Genomic DNA, 20308 nt, shown 5'->3' on the forward strand with positions numbered 1-20308 from the left:
TGCGGCATGGTGGTGTCCTCTCCAGAACGCGAAATCGGCAAAATAAAACGTCGCCCCGGTGCCCGTCAAGCAATTCGGTAATCGCCGAATCGCGCGCTATCGGTCAGGCCTGTCAATGGCTGTCAGCTGGCATTATGCCGTGAATGGCGCGGCTGGCCAACCCCTCAAGAATTGCTTTCCATGGCGCGGAAAGCGTGCTTGACCCGTCGCTCGGGACGCTGTTAAGTATTGGAGATCGCCCAATTCTGAGCGATTCCCAAGCTCCCGATTGGAGGGGTGTCATGTCTGCGGATCTGCTGAACCAGCTCGCGAACAGCGGTGTCAAGAAGGGCTGCCAGAAGGACGCCGAGTAAGTACTCGTGAGCGCGGCGGCCGCCGGGTTTGCCGGCGGTCGCCGCCTTCGAGGCCGTTGGCCGAGCATTGTGAAGGAGAGCGCCATGGCGTTGACCGGCCACCCGGGCCTGGACGAGCTGCTCGACAAGCGGCGCGTCGCCGGCCGGCACGAGCTCGCCGGCGTGATGCGCACGCTGACCGACGGTGCCGGGCCCGCGTCCGCGCCCGAGCGGGCCTGGTTCGAGCCGCGGCTCTTCGCCCGGCTGGCCCAGGGCGGCCTCACCGGGATGGCCATCGACCAGCTGCTCTTCGATCCGGACCGGGACGCCGTGGCGATCACGGACGACGCCGGTGTGGCCGTCTTCCCGGGGATCGGGCACATCGCGACCGGGCGGCCCGCGGCCGAGTGCAAACTCCGCTACGACGCCGGCCGCCGCGTGTTCACGGTGCTGGGCGACGGTGGCGGGGAGTACCCCCTCGAGCCGAGCGCGTTCGTGCCGGGGACCCGTATCGAGCTGGCCGGCCCCGTCGACCCCGTGCTGCGCCGCTTCCTCGACGACAACGTCGAGGCGCCCGAGCGGCTGGAGCCGGTCGCACCGGAGGTCGCGGCGGGCGGGCTGGCCCGCGCGGTGGAGCTCGTGACGGTGGTGCGCCCGGAGCTCGCGGCGGCGCTCATCGAGTCCGTCCGCTCCGTGCTGGTGTTCCGCCACCCCGGTGCCGAGTCGTTCGCCGCGCTCGGGATGCACGGCATGATCTTCATCAACCTGGACGAGAACCGCCACGGCAGCGACGCCGCGTTCCTCCTGGAGCACCTGGTGCACCAGGGCGGGCACGTGCTGTTCAGCGAGGCGACCCTGGCCCGGCCCGACTTCTTCCGGGTCGACCCGGACGCGGCGCTGGCCGACTGCACCCCGGCGACCGACCGCCGGACGGTCTACGACCTCTTCCACGGCCTGTTCACCGAGCACGTGGAGACCCAGGTGTTCGCGGCCGCGCTGGCCGCCGGCCGGGTGCCCGCCGCCGACCGGCCCGCGTTCGAGGCCCACCTGGCCGCCGTGTCCGGCCGGCACACCCGAGACCTCGAACTGCTGGCCCCGCACGCCGGTACTGTCTTCACGCCCCTCGGCAACGACGTCCACACCCAGTTCGGCCAGGCCCACGAGCAGCTAAGGAACCTCGCGACCTCATGAAGACCACGTCCCGCGTCGACCTCGACGCGCTCAGCACCATGTTCCGCCCGGCCCGCACCGACGGCGGCCTGCTGGTCTCGATCGTCGGCTTCGACGGCTCCGGCAAGACCACCCAGGTCGAGCAGGTGGCGGCGGCCCTGCGGGCGCGCGGGCGCGAGGTGGTGGAGACGCGGCAGCCCTCGGACTGGTATCGGCGGCTGGCCGAGGTCCAGGTCTTCCACGACCAGGGCGGCTCGGTGGAGACGGCGCACATCCTGGCGCTGCTGGCCGCGGCCGACCGGCGGCGGCACGTCATGGAGGTCATCGACCCGGCTTTGCAACGGGGGGCCGTGGTCCTGTGCGACCGCTACGTCTACGCGACGTTCGGCGTGTTCGTGCACCGGGGCGTGGACTTCCGGCTGCTGGCCGCGATCAACGCCGGGATTCCGCGCCCGGACCACGCCTTCTACCTGCGGGTGCCGACCGGGCAGCTGCTGAGCCGGCTGCGGCAGCGCGACGGGGCCGACCTGAAGTACGAGGAGAAGGCGGCCGACCGGATCGAGTCGATCACGGGGGTCTACGAGGAGCTCGGGTCCGAGCTGGTGACCGTCGACGGCACGGCCCCGGCGGACGAGGTGACCGCGGCGCTCCTCGCGCACATCGACGGATAGCTGTTCATCACGGGGGAGGAGCGGCCGATGCTGGATTCGGCGCAGTTGCTCGCGGAGCTGGTGGCGGTGCGCAGCGTGAATCCGCTGCTGTCCACCGGCGGCCCGGACGACGAGCGGCAGCTGGGCGAGCACGTCGCCGGGTTGCTGCGGTCCTGGGGGGTCGAGACGGAGCTGCAGGAGGTCAAGGACGGGCGGTGCAACGTCATCGGGCACCTGCCCCGGCGCGGCGCCGGCGACGACGCGGTGGTGCTGCTGACCGCGCACATGGACACCTACCCGCAGGGCGGGCCGTCCGCGGCCTATCAGCCGGTGCGGGACGGGACCATGCTGTACGGCCGGGGCAGCGCCGACGCCAAGGGCTCCCTGGCCTCGATGCTGGCCGCGTTCCACCGGGCCGCGCGGGCGCCCGACCGGCGCGAGTCGTTCCTGGCCGCGACCATCGACGAGGAGTGCCTGCTGCTCGGGGCCAACGCCCTGGCCCAGCACCACATGCGCCCGACCCTCGCGGTCACCGGGGAGCCGACCGGCCTGGTGCCGATCGTCGCGCAGAAGGGCATCATCCGCGGCTCGATGCGGGTCCGCGGGCCCAAGGCGCACGCGGCCTATCCGAAGCCGCGCACCGCCATCACGGCGGCGACGGACCTCGTCGAAGGGGTGCGCCGGATCAACGCCGACTACGCGGCCACGGCCACGGCCGGTGACCTCAGCGCGCCGACGCTGACCCTGACCCGGATCGACAGCGACGGCGGCATGAATCTGGCGGCCGAGGAGGTGACGGTCTGGTTCGACGGCCGATTCCTGCCCGGCGTCAGCGGCGAGGAGTTCGCGGCCGAGATCGTCGGGCGGCTGCGCACCGCTGTCCCGGCCGATCTGGACTTCGCCATGAATGAACTGTCGTTCATTTCGCCGCCGAATCGGTGCCCGACCGGCAATCCCATTCTGGCCGAATTTTTCACGGCTGTGAAGGATGTCACCGGAAGGTGTGAACCGGAGACCTTCGCCTACGGCAGTGAGGCCGGTGTGCTGGCCGGTTTCAGCGCCGCCAGCCTGGTCTTCGGGCCCGGCGACGCGCGTTTCTCACATGGTGAAATCGAGGGCATCGATCTTACCGAAGTCAATGCCGCCGTTCAAATCTTCGAGCGTTTGCTCATCGGTGGCGTGTGTTAGTCTGGCGCGACCTTTCCAGCTGAATGGAGCGCGCAGTGGGCATTGTCAACGACATTTCCAGCAAGGACCGGATCTGCCTTGCTCTCGATATGTCCGATCGGGCGCAGATCGTCGACCTGGTCGACGAGCTGCGCGATGTCGTGGGCTATTTCAAGCTCAACTCCGCATTCACCATGCACGGTCCGGACCTGGTGCGCGACCTGCTCGCCCGCGGCGTCAAGATCTTCCTGGACCTCAAGGTGCACGACATCCCCAACACGGTCGCCGGCTACGGCGAGGCGGTCACCGAGCTCGGCGTCCACATCGTCACCATGCACACGGCCGGCGGCGTCGAGATGATGCGCACGTTCGTGGCCAGCGCCGAGCGGACCGCCGAGCGGATCGGCCGGCCGCGCCCGAAGCTCATCGGCGTGACCCTGCTGACCAGCATCGACCAGCAGCAGCTCAACGACGAGCTCAACATCCCGGGCGGGGTCGAGGACGAGATCCGCCGGCGGGCGCAGCTGGCGGCCAAGGCCGGCCTCGACGGCATCGTCTGCGCCCCGACCGAGATCGACCTGGTCAAGGCCGACCTGCCGGCCGACTTCTTCTACGTGACCCCCGGCACCCGCTCGCCCGGCGGCAGCGGCCACGACCACAAGCGGATCGGCACCCACGCCGAGGCCATCACCGCCGGTTCGTCGCTGCTCGTCGTGGGACGCCGAATCCTCACCGCCGGTGACCGCCGGCAGGCCGCCCGCGAGGTCATCGCGGAGATCGAAGGAGCGTCGTAGATGCCAGCAGCCCTCCCGGAGAAGGCCGTCATCGCGTGTGTCCACCTCCTGCCGACGCCCGGTTCGCCGCGGTACGACGGCGACGTCGAGCGCATCTACACGGCCGCGCTCGCCGAGACCGAGGTGTTCCTGCGCCACGGCGTCGACGCGCTCATCGTCGAGAACTTCCGGGACGGGCCGTTCCACCCGGGCCCGGTGCCACCGGAGACGACGGCCACCCTCGCCGCGGTCGCGCGGGAGGTCGTGCGGATGGCGCCGGTCCCGGTCGGGGTCGCGGTCCTGCGCAACGACGCGGCCGCGGCCCTGGCGATCGCCACCGCCACCGGCGCCTCCTTCATCCGCGTCAACGTGCACCTGGGCGCGGTCCTGGCCGCGCAGGGCATTGTCACCGGCTCCGGCCACGAGACCCTGCGCCGCCGCCGCGACCTCGGCTGCGACGTGGCCGTCTACGCCGACGTCCGGGTCAAGCACTCGCGGCCCTTCGCCCATCCGGACCTGCAGGACGAGGTGCGGGAGCTCTCGGTGTACTCCGACGGCGTCATCGTCTCCGGCGACCTGACCGGCCTGGAGACCGCACCCGAGGACCTGCGCACCGCCCGCCGGGCGACGAGCGGCCCGATCCTCGTGGGCAGCGGCGTCACGCCCGACAGCCTGCCGGACATCTACGACGCCGCCGACGCGTTCATCGTCGGCAGCTACTTCAAGGTCGATGGCCGCGCCGCCAACCCGATCGACGAGGCCCGGGTCGAGCTGCTCATGAAGACGGTCCGGGCCTGCAGCTCCGCCACCGCCGCGGCGACCACTGCCGCATAGGGGCTCCCGGCGGCCAGCACGTCGCGCAGCACCAGCAGGTAGTGCGCCAGGGCCGCGGCCGGCAGCAGCCGCAGCTCGTCCGGGCCGAGCGGCTCGGCCGCGGCCGCCTGGTAGCCGGCCACGATCCGCGCGATCAGGGCCGGGCCCGCGGTCCGGAACGACCCGTCCGGGCGCCGCTTCGGCGCGAGCAGCGTCGCCAGGTCCAGGACCCGCACGTCGCGGCGGGTGAACTCCCAGTCGATGAGGACCAGCCGCCCGCCGCGGCCCAGGATCGCGTTGTCGAAGTTGACGTCGCCGTGCACCCGGCCCCGCGGCAGCCCGGTCAGCTCGGCCCGCCGGTCGAGCACGTGGCGCAGCGCCGCCGCGACCGCCGGGGCGTGCCCGGCCGGGACGGCGGCGAGGTCGAGGCCGGCGAGGTCGTCGATCCGCGACCGGTCCCCGGGCCGCGGGTCCGGCTCGGTGGCGTGCAGCCGCGCGAGGACCGCACCGATCCGGGCCGCCGCCGTCCCCGCCGGGCGTCCCGGGACGGGCTCGACATACTCCTGCGCGGTCCAAAGAACATCGCGGTGGTACTCCCACCACCCGCCACGCCCGGCGACCGGGGCCGGAGCGGAGGCGAACCCGGCCGCGCGCAACGACCGCAGCTGCGCCGTCTCGACCAGGCCCCGCTCCCGCCGCGGCCCCCGCCAGCACTTCAGCACGACGGCCCCGGCCCGGAACACGCCGCTGTGCCCCCACGGCCCGGCCAGGGGTGTGATCGGGGGCGACCCGCCGAAGCGGGCCGCGATCCGCCCGACGTCACCGTCCACTGTGCTCAGGCCCGGCCCGGTACGTCCACGAACGACTGCTCGGCCAGGCCCAGCAGCACCTCACCGGTGTCGGCGACGGCCTCGCCGGCGTCGATGCCGTATTCGGCCGCGAGCAGCCGGCCGATGTCGCCGACCGTGCGCCGGCCGTCGACCTTCTTCCAGATGAACCGCGCGCTGTCGGAGAGCTCCAGGGCGACGTCGCCCAGGGCCACGTGCATGACGCCGCGGACGGTCCGGGTCCGCACCTCCAGCCGGGGCACCGGCACCGCATCGGGATCGAGCTGGTCCATGGTCACCTCCTCCGGTCTAGATCTCGACCTCGAGCGACAGCTCCCGGCAGCGCAGCAGCACCGACTCGACCCACGCCCGGGGCCGGTCGGGGTCGAGGCCGCGCATCGTGACGACGTCCCAGAAGGCGTCGGCCGGCAGCACCGGGGAGCCGAGCTCGGCGATGCGGCGGGCCCGCCACTTCACCTCGAACCCCACGTCGCCGTGGTACGCGGTGAACGCGTCGACCAGGGCCAGGAACGCGGCCTGGGCGGCCAGGACGGCGGCCCGGTCGTCGCCGGACTCCAGCAGGCCGAGGGCGTCCTCCACGCCGCTCTCGGCGGTGGACAGCAGGCGGGTGATGACGATCGCGCGGAACGCCGACTTCGCCAGCTCCTCCTGCCGCCGCTCCAGCCAGCCGGAGCCGGCGATCGGATGCGCGTAGGGCAGCCGGGCCAGCAGGATCGACTCCGGCACGGTCAGGTTCGACAGCACCGCACCGCCCTCGAACGCCGCCCAGGAAACCTTGGCCAGCAGCTCGTCGACCTGGCCCGCCTGCCAGTACCGCACCTCCCACCGCCGGTCGTCCAGGTCGAACACGTTCGCCGGCACCTTGGGCGGGTTCAGCCGCACCGAGATGTCGGCGTTGGACGGCCCGGCCCACGGCTCGTCGACGATCAGGTAGGCGTCGGCGTCGCTGCGGGCGTGGCCCCAGCCGCGGACCAGCGACCCGGCCAGGAACAGCGACTGGAACGCGGGCGGGGCCAGCTCGCGGCGGCGCAGCTCGGCCACGACGTGGTCGGTGGGGATCATGCGGCCCGCACCTCCAGGTCGTGGCGGCGGTAGGCGGCCCGGTACTCGACGCCTTCGGCCTCGATCTTCTCCCGCGCGCCGGTGCCCCGGTCGGCGACGACGGCCACCGCGACCGGGATCGCGCCCGCGGCCCGCACCGCGTGCAGCGCCGCCCGGACCGAGTCCCCGGTGGTGCACGTGTCGGCGACGAGCAGGACCCGGCGACCGGCGATCTCCGGCCCCTCGATCGGCTGCTGCATCCCGTGTGCGGTGCCGGCCTCGCGGACGACGAACGCGTCGAGGTTGTCCCCGCGCGCCCCGGCGACGTGCATCATCGCGGTCGCGATCGGGTCCGCGCGGATCGTCAGCCCGCCGGCCGCGGCGTAGTCGAGGTCCTGCGTCAGCTCGAGCATGACCTGCCCGATCAGCCCGGCCGCGCGGGCCGAGAGCGCGACCCGGCGCAGGTCCGCGTCGTAGTCGCGGATCACCGCCAGCAGTTCGTCCCGGTGGCTCATCGTGCTCACTGTCCTTTCAGGGGGTGGACGTCGGTCAGGTGTGCGGGGCGAGCGGCGGCGTGGCGCGGGCCGCCGGTGACAGGACGAGCACCTCCGTCCCGCCGATCGACACCGACTGGAGCGCGTCCGGACGGTGCGGGGCCATGAAGGTCGCCACCGCGGCCCGGCCGCCCGGCGTGTCGACGTCGAGCGGCGCCTGCGACCCGCTGTGCCGCCCGCGCGCCGCCAGGGCGTGCGGGATGGTGCCCGGGATCGTCACCGCGGCCGCGAGGCAGCCCGCCCCGGTGAGGGGGAGGGTCGGGTGCCAGCCCGCGACCGCTGACGCCCGCAGGAACAGCCGCCCGTCCTCGGCCACGCCCACCGCCGCCACCTTCGGCGCGGCGCCGTCCGCCGGCCGCCCGGCGAACGCGGCGGCGCTGCGGCGGATGCCTTCCAGGTGCAGGCGGACCCGCTCGTCGGCCGCGAACAGGCTCGCCGGGTGGTCCAGGCCGAGCGCGCGGGCCGCGACGAAGACATACGGGCGGCCCATGGACACGATCGACACCTGGTACGCGGCGCCGGCGTGTCCGACGGTGTCCACCGGTCGCCCGGTGGTCAGCAGGCTGTCGAGGGACCGGGGTGGGTGGTTGACGAACTCCGCGTCGAACCGCCAGAGCGACGGCCCGGCCGCGCGGGCGGTGCACACGACGAGCCCGCCGTTGTCGAGGGTCCGGACGCGGACCGGCCGGATCGGGTCCAGCGGGGCGATCCAGCCGGCCCGGGCGGCGACGGTGACGGCGGCCAGGACGGAGTGCCCGCCGGCGCCGCCGAACTCGAACCGGTTGAGGCCGTCCGGCAGCGCCTGCACGAACCGGAGCTCGAGGTCGGCGTCCGGGCCGGCGGCCGGCTGGACCAGCGCGATCTTCGAGACGTTGCCCAGACCGGCCGCGCTCAGCCGGGCCCGCACCTCGGCCAGCGCGGCGGCCAGGCCGGGCCCGTGCTTCGGCAGCGTGGCGAGGTCGAGCACGGCGGTGGGGCCGGCCGCGCCGATGGCGTGCGCGATACCGGTGATCACGCCGGCCCCCGCCCGCCCCGGTGCGTGAACGCCTCGTGCTCGCCGCCGCGGGCCGCGTCCGGGTCCGGCGGCATCGGGTCGGGCTGCGGCCGCCGGCCGGCCCGTCGCCCGGTGCTGATCATCGTGCCCATGTCGTCCCCCGTGGTCGTCGTCGGTGTGCTCAGTCCGGCCGTTCGGCGCCCAGCCAGATGCCGTCGGGGTCGCCGAAGGACGGCTCGCCGGTGGCGTCCCAGATGACCGCGCCCCGCCGGATCGTCGTGGTGACCCGGCCGGCGAAGGTCCAGCCCTCGTACGCCGACCACCCGGCCTTGCTCTGCACGTCGCGCCCGGCGAACATCCAGGTGTCGGCCGGGTCGAACACGGCGAGGTCGGCGTCGCGGCCCACGGCGATCGCCCCCTTGCGCCCGCTGAGCCCGAACAGCTGGGCCGGCCGCAGCGAGTAGTGGTGCGCGATCCGCGCGAGGTGGGACTCGACCGGTGCGGCCGGTTCGCGCCGCCGCAGGCCGGTGAAGACCGCGGTCGCGAGCTCCTGCACCCCCGGGATGCCCGGCGGTGCGTCCGGCAGCGGCCGCGCCTTCTCGGCGATCGTGTGCGGGGCGTGGTCGCTGCCGAGCGTGTCGAGCTCGCCGTCGAGGAGCGTGCGCCACAGGGCGTCGCGGTCGGCGGCGGTGCGGATCGCCGGGCTGATGCGGATGCGGGCGCCGAGCCGGTCCGCGTCCGCCGCGGTGAAGGACAGGTGGTGCCCGGTCACCTCGAAGCTGACCGGCAGGCCGATCCGGCGGGCGGCGACCAGCAGCGCGACCTCCTCCAGCGAGGACACGTGCAGGACGTGGGCCTTCGTGCCGTACCGGCGGACCAGTTCGATGATCCGGGCGACGGCGACGATGCCGGCCGAGCGGGGCCGGGCCGGCTCCAGCGCCGCGTACGTCGACGGGGCCGGGTTCGCGGCGTCGAGCAGTGCGAACACCGCCTCGTCCTCGGCGTGCAGGACGAGGCGCAGACCGGCCGCGGCGGCGGTGGCGAAGGCCCGCTCCAGAGTCTGGGCGTCGCGGATGACGTCGGGCGCGGTGTGGTGGCCGGCCATGAAGATCTTCACGCTGACCGCGTCGCGCGGGTCGAGCTCGCCCAGGGCGGCCAGCCGCTGCGGGCTCGCGCCGAGATGGAACCGGTAGTCGACCAGGGACTCGCCGGCGACCAGCGCGGCCCGGGCGGCGATTTCGGCTGGGTCGGTCAGGGCCGGGCGGGTGTTCGGCATGTCGATGACCGTGGTGACGCCGCCGGCGGCCGCGGCCCGGCTGCCGTGCCGCCAGTCCTCCTTCTCGGTCAGCCCGGGGGTGCGGAAGTGCACGTGCGAGTCGATGAGCCCGGGCAGCACGTATCGACCGGCGACGTCGACGCGGCGGGCCGCGGTGGCCCCGTCGGCCCGGTCGAGCAGGGCCGTCACGGTGCCGCCGTCGACCGCCACGGCCACGTCCCGCACGCCGTCCGGGGTCACCACGCGGCCGCCGGTGACGAGCAGGTCGTGCCGGGCGGGGGTGTCAGGCATGGCCGCCGCCCAGCCGGAACACGGGGCCGTCGCGGCAGATGAGCGGCGCCTCCACGTGCGCGGAGCGGGTGCCGGTCGAGCAGCCGTGGCAGTACCCGATGCCGCACGCCATGTGCGCCTCCAGGGAGACCTGGACGTCGGCGCCCCACGCGGCGCCGAGCTCGGTGGCGAGGGCGGTGAGCCGCCGGGAGCCGCAGACCGCGATGAGGCCGGCGACGGTCCCGCTCGCGGCCAGCGCGGCCCGGATCGCGCCGGGGTCACTGCTGCCGTCGGTGTCGTACACCTCGCCCGGTTTGATGCCCACGGCGCGGTAGAAGTCGCCGGTGACCGTCGCCTCGGGGCTGCGGCCGCTGGAGACCACGGTGACGTCCATCCCGGCCCGGTGCGCGGCCGCGGCCAGCATCGTGAGCGAGCACGAGCCGATGCCGCGGCCGAGCAGCAGCAAGGAGCGGGTCGTGGGCGCCACCGCGAACGGCCGGCCGAGGGGCCCGACGGTGACCAGCGACTCGCCCGGCGCGAACCCGCACAGGTGGCGGGTGCCGGCGCCGACCACCCCGTAGACGATCACGACCGTGCCGGCCGCCGGGTCGGTGTCGTAGACCGCCATCGGGCGGGGCAGCACCGGCCAGGTCTCGGTCCGCCGGGCCGGTGTGATCATCACGAACTGGCCGGCCTGCGCGGTGCGGGCGATGTCCGGCGCGAGCAGTTCGAGGCGCCAATAGCGGTCCGAGAGGTGCTGGTGAGAGACGATGAGCGCTTCGGTGGTACCGGCACGGGCCCGCGAGTCCGATTCGGCCGGCAGCACCACGAGCCGCTCGGTGTCCGGGATGGCGTCCGCGCTCATCGGCTTTCCTCTCCGGTCCGGGCCCGTTCGCCGGCCGCGTCACTGTCCAGTGCGGACAGCCGGTCCAGCTCGCCGTCGGCGCGCAGCAGGCAGTCCAGCAGCACGCCGGTGCCGCGGGCCAGGTCGGCGGCGTTCGTCCACTCCTCCGGCACGTGGCTGAGCCCGCCCCGGCTCGGCGCGAACAGGATCGCCGCGGGCGTGAGGTGCCCGATGATCTGCGCGTCGTGGCTCGCCCCGCTGGTCATCACCCGGTAGGACGTGCCGGTCCCGGCGCAGCTGCGCGCGGCCAGCAGCCGCAGCCACATCGGCAGCACGACCGGCGAGGTGTCGCCGAGCACCTCGACCTCCAGCCGCAGCCGGCGGCGGGCGCAGGCCTCGGCGGCCCGGCGGACGATCTCCGTCGCGGTGGCCCGCTGCCGGTCGCTGTCGATGTCGCGGACGTCGAGGCTCAGCGTCGCCTCGCCCGGGATGGTGGTGATGGAGCCGGGTGCCACGTCGAGCCGGCCGACGGTGGCCCGGGTGCCGCGGTGGCGGGCGTCGGTGGCCAGCGACTCGGCGATCAGCACGACCTCGGCCGCGGCCGTGAGCGCGTCCTGGCGCAGGTGCATCGGCGTGGCCCCGGTGTGCGAGGCCTGCCCGGCGATCCGCAGCCGCAGCCGGGTGCTGCCGGAGACGAGGTCGACGACGCCGATCTGGGCGCCGCACTCCTCCAGCACCGCACCCTGCTCGACGTGGAACTCCACGAACGCCGACCATTCCCGGGCCGGCCAGGGCGACGCCACGGCGTGGCCGGGGTCGAGCCCGACCGCGCGCATCGCCGCGCCCAGCGTCACGCCGTCGCCGTCGCGCACCGTCGCCAGCTGCTCCTCCCGCATGAGCCCGGCGGCGAACCGGCTGCCCAGGCAGGCGAGGCCGAACCGGGCCCCCTCCTCGGCCGCGAACGCGACGAACCGCAGCGTCCGCCGGTGCGGCAGGTCGTGCTCGACGACGAGGCGGGCGACCTCGAGCGCGGCCGCGACCCCGGCGATGCCGTCGAAGCGGCCGGCGCCGGGCACGCTGTCGAGGTGCGAGCCGGTGCCGATGGCGCCCTGGTCGCGGTCCCGGCCCTCGCGCTCGGCGATGCTGTTGCCGGCCGGGTCGGTCCACACCTTCAGGCCCAGGTCCCGCATCTGCTCGGCGAAGACCTCGTGGGCCGCGCGCTCCTGGGGTGAGTAGGCCAGCCGGGTGATGCCGCCGGGGTCGGCGGTCAGCTCGGCGAAGCGCTCGATGTGCTCCATCAGCCGCTCGGGGTCGGCGGTCCCACCCGGTGGCAGCGCGACCGCGGCCCGGCCCGTCACGCCGTCCCCCCGTGCGACGGCGTGACGACCGGATACCGGCCGGCCGCGGCGATCACGTCGAGCGACTCGCTGCCGGTCGCGGCGGCCACCGCGGCGACCGCCAGGCCGCGGCTCTCCACGACGCTGAGCAGCGCGGTGAGGGAGTCCATGGTGGCGAACCGGTCCGCGACGAGCACGGCCCGGCCGCGGCCCGGCGCGTCCGGCAGGTCGACGAGGCCCTCGCTCTCGACCGCGAGCACGACGGTGCCGCCCAGAGCCCGGGCGACGACGTAGGCCAGCACGGCGGACTGCGGTTCGTCCCAGGTGACGACGTGGTCGGGGGCGCCCGAGCGGACCTGATCGGCGATCCAGAGGCCGACGACCTCGGTCGCGGGCGGGTCGAGCAGCAGGTTCAGGCGGGGCTCCGGCCCGTCGCCGGTCAACCGGGCGACCGCTGCGGACAGGCCTTCGTGGGCTGTGGTCATGGTGGTCGGCTCCCTAGACGAGCTGATCGAGACGGAACAGGGCGTCGAACGTCATGCCGGCCGCGTTGATGTTCTCGCCGCCGCCGGACTGCCGGTCGATCACGGCGAGGACACCGACGACCGTGACCCCGGCCGCGCGCAGCTTCTGGGCGGCGGCGAGGGCCTCACCGCCGCTGGAGACGACGTCCTCGATGATGAGCACCCGCTCACCGGGGTGGAGCTCGCCTTCGATCGCCGAGCCGGTCGCGTACTGCTTCACCTGTTTGCGCACGATGACGAAGGGCAGGCCGGTCTCCAGCGAGACGGCCGCGGCCAGCGCGACGGCACCGAGCTCGGGGCCGGCGAGGCGGGCGACGTCGCCGGGGACCCGGCGGGCCAGGAACTCGGCCAGCCGCCGCATGATCGTCGGTTTCGTCTCGAACAGGTACTTGTCGAAGTAGTACGAGCTGCGCGCGCCGGAGCGCAGGACGAAGTCGCCGCGCAGGTAGGCGGCGGCCATGATGTCCTGGCCGAGCTCACGGCGGCGGTCGTCGTCGTGCTGGAAGGACGCGTGTCCCGGCTGGCTGAACAGGTCGTTGGCAGGACTCGTCATCGGTTGATCGGCTCCATGGTCGGGGATGGGGTCATCGCCGGACGGCACCGGTGGGGCCGGTGCGCCGGACTGCTGTGGACCGGCCGCTGGGGCCGGGTGGCGGTTGCCGGGAAGGTCAGCGCTGCGTGGCCGCGATCTGCTGGGCGGCCGCGAGCACCAGCTCGGTGAGGCGGTTGCGGGTCGGTGCGTCGGGCGCCCGGCCGATCGGCGAGGCCAGCGACACGGCCGCGCACATCCGGCCGTCGGCCTGGCGGACCGGGGCCGCGACCGCCCACACGCCGGGGTCGAGCTCCTGGTCGCACACGTCGTAGCCGCGCTGGCGGATGACGGCGAGCCGGCGCAGCGCCTCCGCGGTCGTGCGCGGCGTGTCCGGGGTGTACGGCAGCAGCGGGCGCCGGTCGAGCAGCGCGGCCGCCTCGTCGTCATTGAGGTCGGACAGCAGCACCCGGGCGGAGGCGGCCGCGTGCAGCGGCATCTCCTGGCCGACGTGGACGAACAGCCGCAGCCGGTGCCGGCCGGTGACGAGGCTGACGCAGACCGCGCGGTGCTCGACGAACTCGGTGATGAACGCCGTCTCGCCGGTGGCCGCGCCGAGCTTGGACAGGGCCGGGTGGACGATCGTCGTCGCGGTGGCCGCGCGGCCACCGGCCGAGACGAGGTCCCGGGTGGCGGGGCCGACGAAGTAGCGCTTGCTCGCCTCCGATCTGACGATGAACTGCTCGGTCGCGAGGACCTTGAGCATCCGGTGCATGCTGCCGACCGGGATGCCCAGCTGCCGGCTGAGCTCCTGCAGCGTGATGCCGTTCGGGGCGAAGGCCACCGCTCTGAGCACGTGGAGCGTGCGGACGACCGGTTGCACGTCGGACTCCTCGTGGCGCTAGGCCGACACGAGCGTGCCGACCAGGTCGGACACGGTGCGCGCGCCCAGCCGGTCGAGGGTCGCGGGCAGCGCCGCGACGATCTCGCTCATGGTGGTGGGCTGGGTGAAGTTGGCCGTGCCGACCTGCACCGCGACCGCGCCGACGACCAGGTATTCGGCTACGTCCTCGGCCGTGCAGGCCCCGCCGCAGGCGATCACCGGGATGCCGACCTCGCGGACGGTCTGCCAGACCAGGCGCATGACCAGCGGCTTGACCGACGGCCCGGACAGCCCGCCGGTGGTGCTGCCCAGCGTGGCCCGGCGGTCGGGCAGGTCGACGCTCATGCCGAGGTAGGTGTTGGCCACCGTCAGCAGATCCGCGCCGGCGGCCTCGGCGGCCCGGGCGATCAGGCCGATCGACGACACGTTGGGCGTGAGCTTGACGATCACCGGCCGGCCGCCGGCCCGCTCCCGCACACCCCGGGTCACCCGCTCCAGCTCCCGCGGCGTCGAGCCGATCTCGAGGCCGTTGTGCTCGAGGTTGGGGCACGAGACGTTGACCTCGAACGCGGCGAACTCCTCGTCGGCCAGCTCCTCCGCGACGTCCCAGTAGTCCTGGACCGACAGGCCGCCGATGCTGACGATGACGGGCGCGCCGAGGCGGCGGTACGACGGCAGGATCTCGCGCCGGAACCGGTGCACGCCCAGGCTCGGGATGCCGACCGAGTTGAGCATCCCGCTGGCCACCTCGGCGAGGCGGTGGGCGGGGTTGCCGGAGCGCACGCCCCGGAAGACGGTCTTGGTGACGACCGCGCCGAGCGGCCCCAGCCGGGCCACGTCGGCCAGCTCCGGCCCGAAGCATCCGCTCGCCGGCATCACCGGGTTGGCCAGTCGAAGTCCCCCCGCGCTGACTTCGAGCCGGTTGTCGATGGCCGGTGTCCGGTCTCCGTTCATGAGAAGAAGCCTCTGTACATTTCCACCTCACGGAAAGATTTGCGCTGTGCTGATGGCTCATCTTGTTACCAGGTTCGCGGCCCGTCAAGACGGCGGCCGATGCCAGGCGGCCGCAACCACCTTGACCTGCGGTCGTTTCCGGCCCCGTCACCTGCGATTTCGAGCCTATTTCGGCGCTGTTTCGGTTTGATCCCGCAGGCATTGGGTGTTGACGATAGGCCATCGATCGGCTCAATATGGCCCATCGCACGAAAGTGCATCTTTCCATGACACGGAAAGAGAACGGGGGCAATAAGCGATGTGGCGTTTGAACTCAAGGCCCGGTGACCCGACCCCTGCGGCGGTCCGTCCCGTGCGGGGCCGCCCGGGCGCGGCGGCCACCTGCGAGCCATCCATGATCGAAAATACCGCACCGGTGGTGATCTCGGGAGCTGCGGCAGCGTAGCCGCGGCGCGCAGGACGCCGAGGGCGTCCGTCGCCCGATCCGCCGGACCCGGACCGCCGCCGGACCGCCGCGCACACTGTGCGCCCGGCCGCGGCGGAGCGCCGGTCCGGTCTGTCGAAGCTTGCTGAGCGGTGCCGGGAACAGTCGCGTCCGGGTCCGGGCTCAGCCGGGAAAGAGGTCGATCGGATCGCGCCCCGTAATGGGCCGCCGACGACGCCGCAGCCATGCCCGCGTCCGCGCGATCCGCGTCCCGACGCGCACCTCACAAGTCCCGGGAAGGAATGCGTCATGCAGGAAACTCACAGCGTTCCCGATGCTATCGCGGAGCCGGTGGAAAAGGTCGACAGCTACGCTCGGAAAGCGATATTCGCGTCCGCCTCGGGATATGCGATGGACGGATTCGACCTGCTGATCCTGACGTTCTCGCTGGGCGCGATCGCCGCGAGCTTCAAGATCAGCAGCACCGAGGCCGCGTCGCTGACCTCGCTGACCCTGTGGGGCGCGGTGACCGGCGGCCTGATCTTCGGTGTCCTCGCCGACCGGCTCGGCCGGGTCAAGGTGCTGAGCTGGTCCATCGCGCTGTTCGCGGTGTTCACCGGCCTGTGCGCGCTCGCATCGGACTTCACGCTGCTGGCCGTGTTCCGGTTCATCGCCGGCATGGGTCTGGGCGGCGAGTTCGGCATCGGCATGGCCCTGGCGTCGGAGGCCTGGCCGTCGCGGCTGCGGGCTCGGGCGACCGCGCTGGTCGGCCTCGGCTGGCAGTTCGGCGTGCTCGTCGCCGCGCTCGCCTCGCCCCTCGTCATCGGCGCCTGGGGCTGGCGTGGCCTGTTCGCGATCGGCGTGGTGCCGGCGATCGGCGCCTACCTGATCCGCCGCGGCGTCCCCGAGCCCGCCCGGTTCACCGCATCCGGCCCGGGCTTCCTGGCCGGGCTGCGCTCGCTGGTCGCGAACCGCAGCACGGCCGCGGCCACCATCGGCATCCTGGTGCTCTGCTCCGTGCAGAACTTCGGCTACTACGGCATCATGACGTGGCTGCCGGGCTACCTGTCCAAGCAGTTCGGCTACAGCCTCACCAAATCCGGGGTCTGGACCGCCGTCACCGTCGTGGGCATGGCCTGTGGCATCTTCCTGTTCGGCATCCTCGCCGACCGGTTCGGCCGCAAGCCGACGTTCTGGGTCTACCAGGCCGGTGCCGTCCTGAGCGTGCTGCTGTACAGCACCCTGAGCAGTTCGACGGCGCTGCTGTTCGGCGGTGCGCTGATGGGCTTCTTCGTCAACGGCATGCTCGGCGGCCTCGGCGCCCTCATCGCCGAGAACTACCCGACGGCGATCCGCGCATCGGCCGAGAACGTCCTGTTCAACATCGGCCGCGGGGTCGGCGGCTTCGGGCCGGTGGTCGTCACGTGGGTCGTGGCGCAGTACGGCTTCCACACCGCGATCGGCCTGCTCGCCAGCATCTACGTGCTGGAGATGCTGGCCATGTTCCTGGTCCCGGAGCGCAAGGGCGCCGAGCTCACGTGACCGATCCGGCCCGCACACCGGCGCCGGCGGGGCCGGCGCCGGTGTCCGTCCTCAGGCCCGCACGGCCTGGGCGATACGCCGGCACACGGCCAGGACGTCCTCCACCCACCGCCCCGGGTCAGCCGGGTCGTAGGAGCGCATCGTCTCCAGCGCCCAGTACTCGTCGAAGGAGACGACGTCCTGCGCGGTCTCGCGGAACTGCCGGGCCGTCCACTTCGGACTCTGCACGAGCTTGCCGTGCTCGGCGAGGAGGGCCTGCACCGCGCACCCGAAGGCCAGCCGGGCCGACAACACCGCGCTCTGCTCGTCGTGGGAGCGCAGCTGACCAACCGCGTCCTCGATGAACAGGTGGGAGCGATGAATCGATCGGGACACCAGAATCGACCGGAGGGCCGAACGCTGCATCTCCTGGCGGCGCCGGACCAGCCAGGCCTCCCCGGCCACGGCGACGGCGTAGTCGAGCCGCTCCAGGAAGTCCGCCTCGACGGGCGTGAGCATCGCGCCGGCGGACATGTTGGTGTCGTACTCCGTCCAGCTGACCTTCGCCAGGACCTGCTCGACCTGGCTGTCCATCCAGTAGTGGACGTCCCACTGCTCGCGGTCGACCCGGACCCGGTCGATGACGACGGTGTCCGGCTGCAGGGCGACCGGCGCGAGCCGTGCCCCGCCGCCGTCCCAGCGGTCCGCGGTGATGACGTAGAAGTCGAGGTCGCTGTTGACGTTGCCCCAGCCGCGCACGCGGGAGCCGGCGACGTACACCGCCTCGACGGGCTCCGGCAGGAGCCGCCGCTCCTGCAGGCGCCGCAGGTGTCGGGAGTAGACCGGGCGCATCGGGCTGGGTTCACACCTCGAATCGGCGAGCGGGGACGGGGCTTCGGCGGGACGGTACGGACAGGGTATACGGCACCGGGCGGGTCGCGATCGTGATCAGTATCAGGATCGGCACCGACGCGCTGGGTCAGGTCCGGCTGGCCACCAGCCCGCTGTGGGAGACGATGGCCAGCCTGCAGCTGCTGGCGCAGAACCGGTCCGTGCCGTGGCCGTACACCGGCTGGGCGCAGCGGGCCCGGCCGAGCCTGGCCGCCGGGCTGGGCGGCGACCTGGTGCGGTGGTTCCGGGCCCGGCCGGGCCCGGTGCCGGCGTTCCTGGCCCCGCTGCCGACCGAGGCGACCCCGGCGATCGCGGACGAGCTGGACGCGCTGCGCCGCACCCCGGCCGAGGTGGTGCGGGAGCAGCTGGCCGCGGCGCGGGGGCCGGACCCGTTCGGCGGGCAGCGCCCGGAGACGTGGCTGCGCTGGTGTGCCGACGCCGTCGCCGACTACTGGGACCGGGCCGTCCGACCGGCCTGGCCGTCGATCCGGGCCGCGCTGCAGGAGGACGTGCTGCACCGGGCCCACCTCCTGGCCACGCAGGGCGTGCGGGTGCTGCTGGAGCGGCTCGAGGGGCGCATCCACTGGGAGGAGCCGCGGCTGGTCATCTCCGGCACGGCCGGCACGGAGACGCTGTCGTGCCAGGGGCGGCTCGTGATCGTGCCGCTGCTGTTCGGGCGCTGGATGGCCCGCTGCGTGCCCGACGACACCGGCGCGGTGGCGGTGTCGTGCCAGGCGCGGGGCGCGGCGGTCCTGGCCAACAACCCGCCGCACGGCAACTCGGCGGCGAGCGTGCCGCAGCGGGGCGACCGGCTGACGATCCTGGTCGGCCGCGGCCGCGCGGCGGTCATCCGCGGCCTGGCCACCCCGACCACGACCTCGACGCTGGCCAGCGTGCTCGGCCTGTCCGCGAGCACGGTCTCCGAGCACCTGACGGCGCTGGTCGCGGCCAACGTGGTGCAGCGGCGGCGGATCGGCGGCCGGGTGCTCTACGAGCTCGACCGGACCGGCAGCGCGCTGCTGGGCTACCTCGACAATGGCGCTTGACGTGAGCACGACGATGTGGACGCACCGGCCGTCGCCCGGTGCCGAGACGAGCGCGCCGCGGCGGGCCGTGCAGCTGGTCACCATCCACTGCGACGACGACGAGCTGGACCGGGTGGTGACGGCGGCCCTCGCGGCGGTGCCGGGCGCGGACCCGGGCGGGCTGACGCTGCTGACGGTCGGCGAGGACGTCGACGGCCCGGCCGCCGGCACCGCCTCCGACCCGCTCTTCGGTGATCTGCCGCGGCATCAGATCATCGCATTGGTACCGTCGCGACCCGGGCCCGACGCGGAGGCGGTCCTGGGTCACGTACGGCAGCTGGTGAGCCCCTTCACAACCGCCGAACGCGACCGCATCGCCCGGCTCAACCCCCTCGTGCAGGAGACGGTCCGCCGCTACCGGGCGGCCGGCACCGACCTGTCCGCGGCCACCGTCGTGTTCCGCGACCATCTCCTGCTGGAGAAGCTGAACATCCTCGACGGCCTGGTCGCGCTCGGCCTGCGGCCGTCGGCGTGCCTCGTCGTGGGCAAGCCCGACCGCACCGTCTACCGGCGCCGGGTCACCGCCGACCTGGCCCGCTCCGGGTTCGTGGTCGCCGATCCGGACGACGCGTCGTTCCCGGTGCACCGGTGGCTGGCCGCGGCCGCCCCCGACGGCCCGATCGTCGTCGTCGACGACGGCGGCGACCTGGTCCTGGACCTGCTCGCCCGGGACGGCCTGCGCTCGCGGGTCCGGCCCATCGAGACGACTACGAAGGGCATCCGGGTGCTGCGCGCGGCCGGGCTGCTCGACACCGTCGTCAACCTGTCCGACACGTCGACGAAGAGCCTCATGAACCGCCGGATCGCGGTCAGCTGCGTGTACCGCTTCCGGGAGATCCTGCGCCACGAGGCCCTCGAGGGCCAGGGCTGCATCGTGGTCGGCTACGGCCGTCTCGGCCGCCGCATCGCCGAGCTCCTGGCCGGGCTGGGCATGGTGGTCCGGGTCGTCGAGACCGACGCCGCGGCCCGCCAGCTGGCCCGGGCGGCCGGGTTCGAGGCCGTCGCCGACGTGCGCGCGGCCACCGCCGACGGCCGCAGCCGGTTCCTGTTCGGCTGCTCGGGCCGGCCCGTCGTGCCGATGGCGGCGGTCCGGGCCATGGCCGCCAACCCGGTGCTGGTCTCGGCCTCCTCGCAGGATCTGCGGCCGGTCCTGACCCACCTGCGCCGGCACGCCGACGCCCGCCCGGTCCGCAACGCCGGCGTGCGCTACGAGCTGGACGGCGGGACCGTCACCGTCATCGCCGACGGCCACGCCGTGAACCTGTATCTGGCCGAAGGCGTCAGCGAACCCGACTACGACCCGTTCACGGCGCTCATGCTGACGGCCGTGGTGGAGACCGCGACCGGCGCGCCGGGCCGGCCCGATCCCGAGCTGTGGTGCTGCCGGGTCGCCGATCTGCAGCTGGAGCTGCGCGACTGAAAGGTGCT

23 protein-coding genes are annotated in these 20308 nt (G+C 73.6%); 9 read left to right on the forward strand and 14 right to left on the reverse strand.

Going from position 1 to position 20308, the window contains the following annotated elements:
- The first annotated feature begins 143 nt into the window (after window positions 1–143).
- The 6 genes from ACIA8L_RS30230 to ACIA8L_RS30255 all read left to right on the forward strand — a co-directional run bounded on the left by ACIA8L_RS30230 (window position 144) and on the right by ACIA8L_RS30255 (window position 4926).
- Complete coding sequence (locus tag ACIA8L_RS30230) at window positions 144–353, forward strand: hypothetical protein (RefSeq protein ID WP_395909968.1); 210 nt, start codon at window positions 144–146, stop codon at window positions 351–353.
- Window positions 354–437: 84 nt separating this feature from the next.
- Entirely contained in the window at window positions 438–1523 is a 1086-nt protein-coding gene (locus ACIA8L_RS30235) for a hypothetical protein (protein WP_395909969.1), read from the forward strand.
- Complete coding sequence (gene tmk, locus ACIA8L_RS30240) at window positions 1520–2173, forward strand: dTMP kinase (RefSeq protein WP_395909970.1); 654 nt, start codon at window positions 1520–1522, stop codon at window positions 2171–2173. Before ACIA8L_RS30235 ends, tmk begins: the two co-directional genes overlap by 4 nt.
- A gap of 27 nt (window positions 2174–2200) precedes the next feature.
- Window positions 2201–3340, forward strand: coding sequence for a M20 family metallopeptidase (locus tag ACIA8L_RS30245; protein WP_395909971.1), 1140 nt, complete (start codon window positions 2201–2203; stop codon window positions 3338–3340).
- 35 nt (window positions 3341–3375) lie between these two features.
- Window positions 3376–4113: an orotidine-5'-phosphate decarboxylase gene (gene pyrF, locus ACIA8L_RS30250; protein WP_395909972.1), complete on the forward strand. Its 738-nt coding sequence runs from the start codon at window positions 3376–3378 to the stop codon at window positions 4111–4113.
- A complete protein-coding gene (locus ACIA8L_RS30255; RefSeq protein WP_395909973.1) occupies window positions 4114–4926 on the forward strand; it encodes a BtpA/SgcQ family protein in 813 nt (270 codons plus the stop codon). It begins immediately after the preceding gene.
- On the opposite strand, the gene ACIA8L_RS30260 is transcribed toward ACIA8L_RS30255, so the two are convergent.
- From ACIA8L_RS30260 to ACIA8L_RS30320, 13 genes are all read right to left on the reverse strand, one after another.
- The gene (locus tag ACIA8L_RS30260) at window positions 4809–5735 is read right to left on the reverse strand and encodes a phosphotransferase enzyme family protein (protein ID WP_395909974.1); all 927 of its coding nucleotides are present in this window, start codon (window positions 5733–5735) and stop codon (window positions 4809–4811) included. The two genes, ACIA8L_RS30255 and ACIA8L_RS30260, sit on opposite strands and share 118 nt — an antisense overlap.
- 5 nt (window positions 5736–5740) lie before the next feature.
- Window positions 5741–6025 (reverse strand): PqqD family protein, encoded by a 285-nt coding sequence (locus tag ACIA8L_RS30265; protein ID WP_395909975.1) that lies wholly within the window; start codon window positions 6023–6025, stop codon window positions 5741–5743.
- A gap of 16 nt (window positions 6026–6041) precedes the next feature.
- Entirely contained in the window at window positions 6042–6815 is a 774-nt protein-coding gene (locus tag ACIA8L_RS30270; protein ID WP_395909976.1) for a hypothetical protein, read from the reverse strand.
- Entirely contained in the window at window positions 6812–7309 is a 498-nt protein-coding gene (locus ACIA8L_RS30275; RefSeq protein ID WP_395909977.1) for an orotate phosphoribosyltransferase, read from the reverse strand. The genes ACIA8L_RS30270 and ACIA8L_RS30275 overlap by 4 nt, the downstream gene beginning before the upstream one ends.
- A gap of 34 nt (window positions 7310–7343) precedes the next feature.
- Window positions 7344–8363, reverse strand: a complete 1020-nt coding sequence (locus ACIA8L_RS30280) for a PrpF domain-containing protein (protein ID WP_395909978.1) — start codon at window positions 8361–8363, stop codon at window positions 7344–7346.
- Window positions 8360–8494 (reverse strand): hypothetical protein, encoded by a 135-nt coding sequence (locus tag ACIA8L_RS30285; RefSeq protein ID WP_395909979.1) that lies wholly within the window; start codon window positions 8492–8494, stop codon window positions 8360–8362. Before ACIA8L_RS30285 ends, ACIA8L_RS30280 begins: the two co-directional genes overlap by 4 nt.
- Before the next feature lie 29 nt (window positions 8495–8523).
- The gene (locus ACIA8L_RS30290; protein ID WP_395909980.1) at window positions 8524–9909 is read right to left on the reverse strand and encodes a dihydroorotase family protein; all 1386 of its coding nucleotides are present in this window, start codon (window positions 9907–9909) and stop codon (window positions 8524–8526) included.
- Entirely contained in the window at window positions 9902–10753 is an 852-nt protein-coding gene (locus ACIA8L_RS30295) for a hypothetical protein (protein ID WP_395909981.1), read from the reverse strand. The genes ACIA8L_RS30290 and ACIA8L_RS30295 overlap by 8 nt, the downstream gene beginning before the upstream one ends.
- Window positions 10750–12090, reverse strand: coding sequence for a Zn-dependent hydrolase (locus ACIA8L_RS30300; protein ID WP_395909982.1), 1341 nt, complete (start codon window positions 12088–12090; stop codon window positions 10750–10752). The genes ACIA8L_RS30295 and ACIA8L_RS30300 overlap by 4 nt, the downstream gene beginning before the upstream one ends.
- On the reverse strand, window positions 12087–12554 hold the full coding sequence (locus ACIA8L_RS30305; RefSeq protein ID WP_395909983.1) for a hypothetical protein: 468 nt from the start codon (window positions 12552–12554) through the stop codon (window positions 12087–12089). The genes ACIA8L_RS30300 and ACIA8L_RS30305 overlap by 4 nt, the downstream gene beginning before the upstream one ends.
- A gap of 13 nt (window positions 12555–12567) precedes the next feature.
- Window positions 12568–13146, reverse strand: coding sequence for an orotate phosphoribosyltransferase (pyrE, locus tag ACIA8L_RS30310; protein ID WP_395909984.1), 579 nt, complete (start codon window positions 13144–13146; stop codon window positions 12568–12570).
- Window positions 13147–13261: 115 nt separating this feature from the next.
- Window positions 13262–14005, reverse strand: a complete 744-nt coding sequence (locus ACIA8L_RS30315) for an IclR family transcriptional regulator (RefSeq protein WP_395909985.1) — start codon at window positions 14003–14005, stop codon at window positions 13262–13264.
- Window positions 14006–14023: 18 nt separating this feature from the next.
- Window positions 14024–14959 (reverse strand): dihydroorotate dehydrogenase, encoded by a 936-nt coding sequence (locus tag ACIA8L_RS30320; RefSeq protein WP_395909986.1) that lies wholly within the window; start codon window positions 14957–14959, stop codon window positions 14024–14026.
- 835 nt (window positions 14960–15794) lie between these two features.
- Between ACIA8L_RS30320 and ACIA8L_RS30325 the strand changes: the two genes are divergently transcribed.
- Complete coding sequence (locus ACIA8L_RS30325) at window positions 15795–16925, forward strand: MFS transporter (protein ID WP_395909987.1); 1131 nt, start codon at window positions 15795–15797, stop codon at window positions 16923–16925.
- A 51-nt stretch (window positions 16926–16976) separates the two neighbouring features.
- Here the strand turns inward: ACIA8L_RS30325 and ACIA8L_RS30330 are convergent, their stop codons facing one another.
- A complete protein-coding gene (locus ACIA8L_RS30330) occupies window positions 16977–17756 on the reverse strand; it encodes a hypothetical protein (RefSeq protein ID WP_395909988.1) in 780 nt (259 codons plus the stop codon).
- 92 nt (window positions 17757–17848) lie between these two features.
- Here ACIA8L_RS30330 and ACIA8L_RS30335 point away from each other — a divergent pair, with 92 nt between their 5' ends.
- On the forward strand, window positions 17849–18841 hold the full coding sequence (locus tag ACIA8L_RS30335; protein WP_395909989.1) for a helix-turn-helix domain-containing protein: 993 nt from the start codon (window positions 17849–17851) through the stop codon (window positions 18839–18841).
- 1 nt (window position 18842) lies between these two features.
- Complete coding sequence (locus ACIA8L_RS30340; RefSeq protein WP_395909990.1) at window positions 18843–20300, forward strand: NAD-binding protein; 1458 nt, start codon at window positions 18843–18845, stop codon at window positions 20298–20300.
- The last annotated feature ends 8 nt before the right edge of the window (window positions 20301–20308 follow it).

Source organism: Dactylosporangium sp. NPDC051541, from assembly GCF_044454505.1.
In the GTDB taxonomy this organism is placed as follows: Bacteria; Actinomycetota; Actinomycetes; order Mycobacteriales; family Micromonosporaceae; genus Dactylosporangium.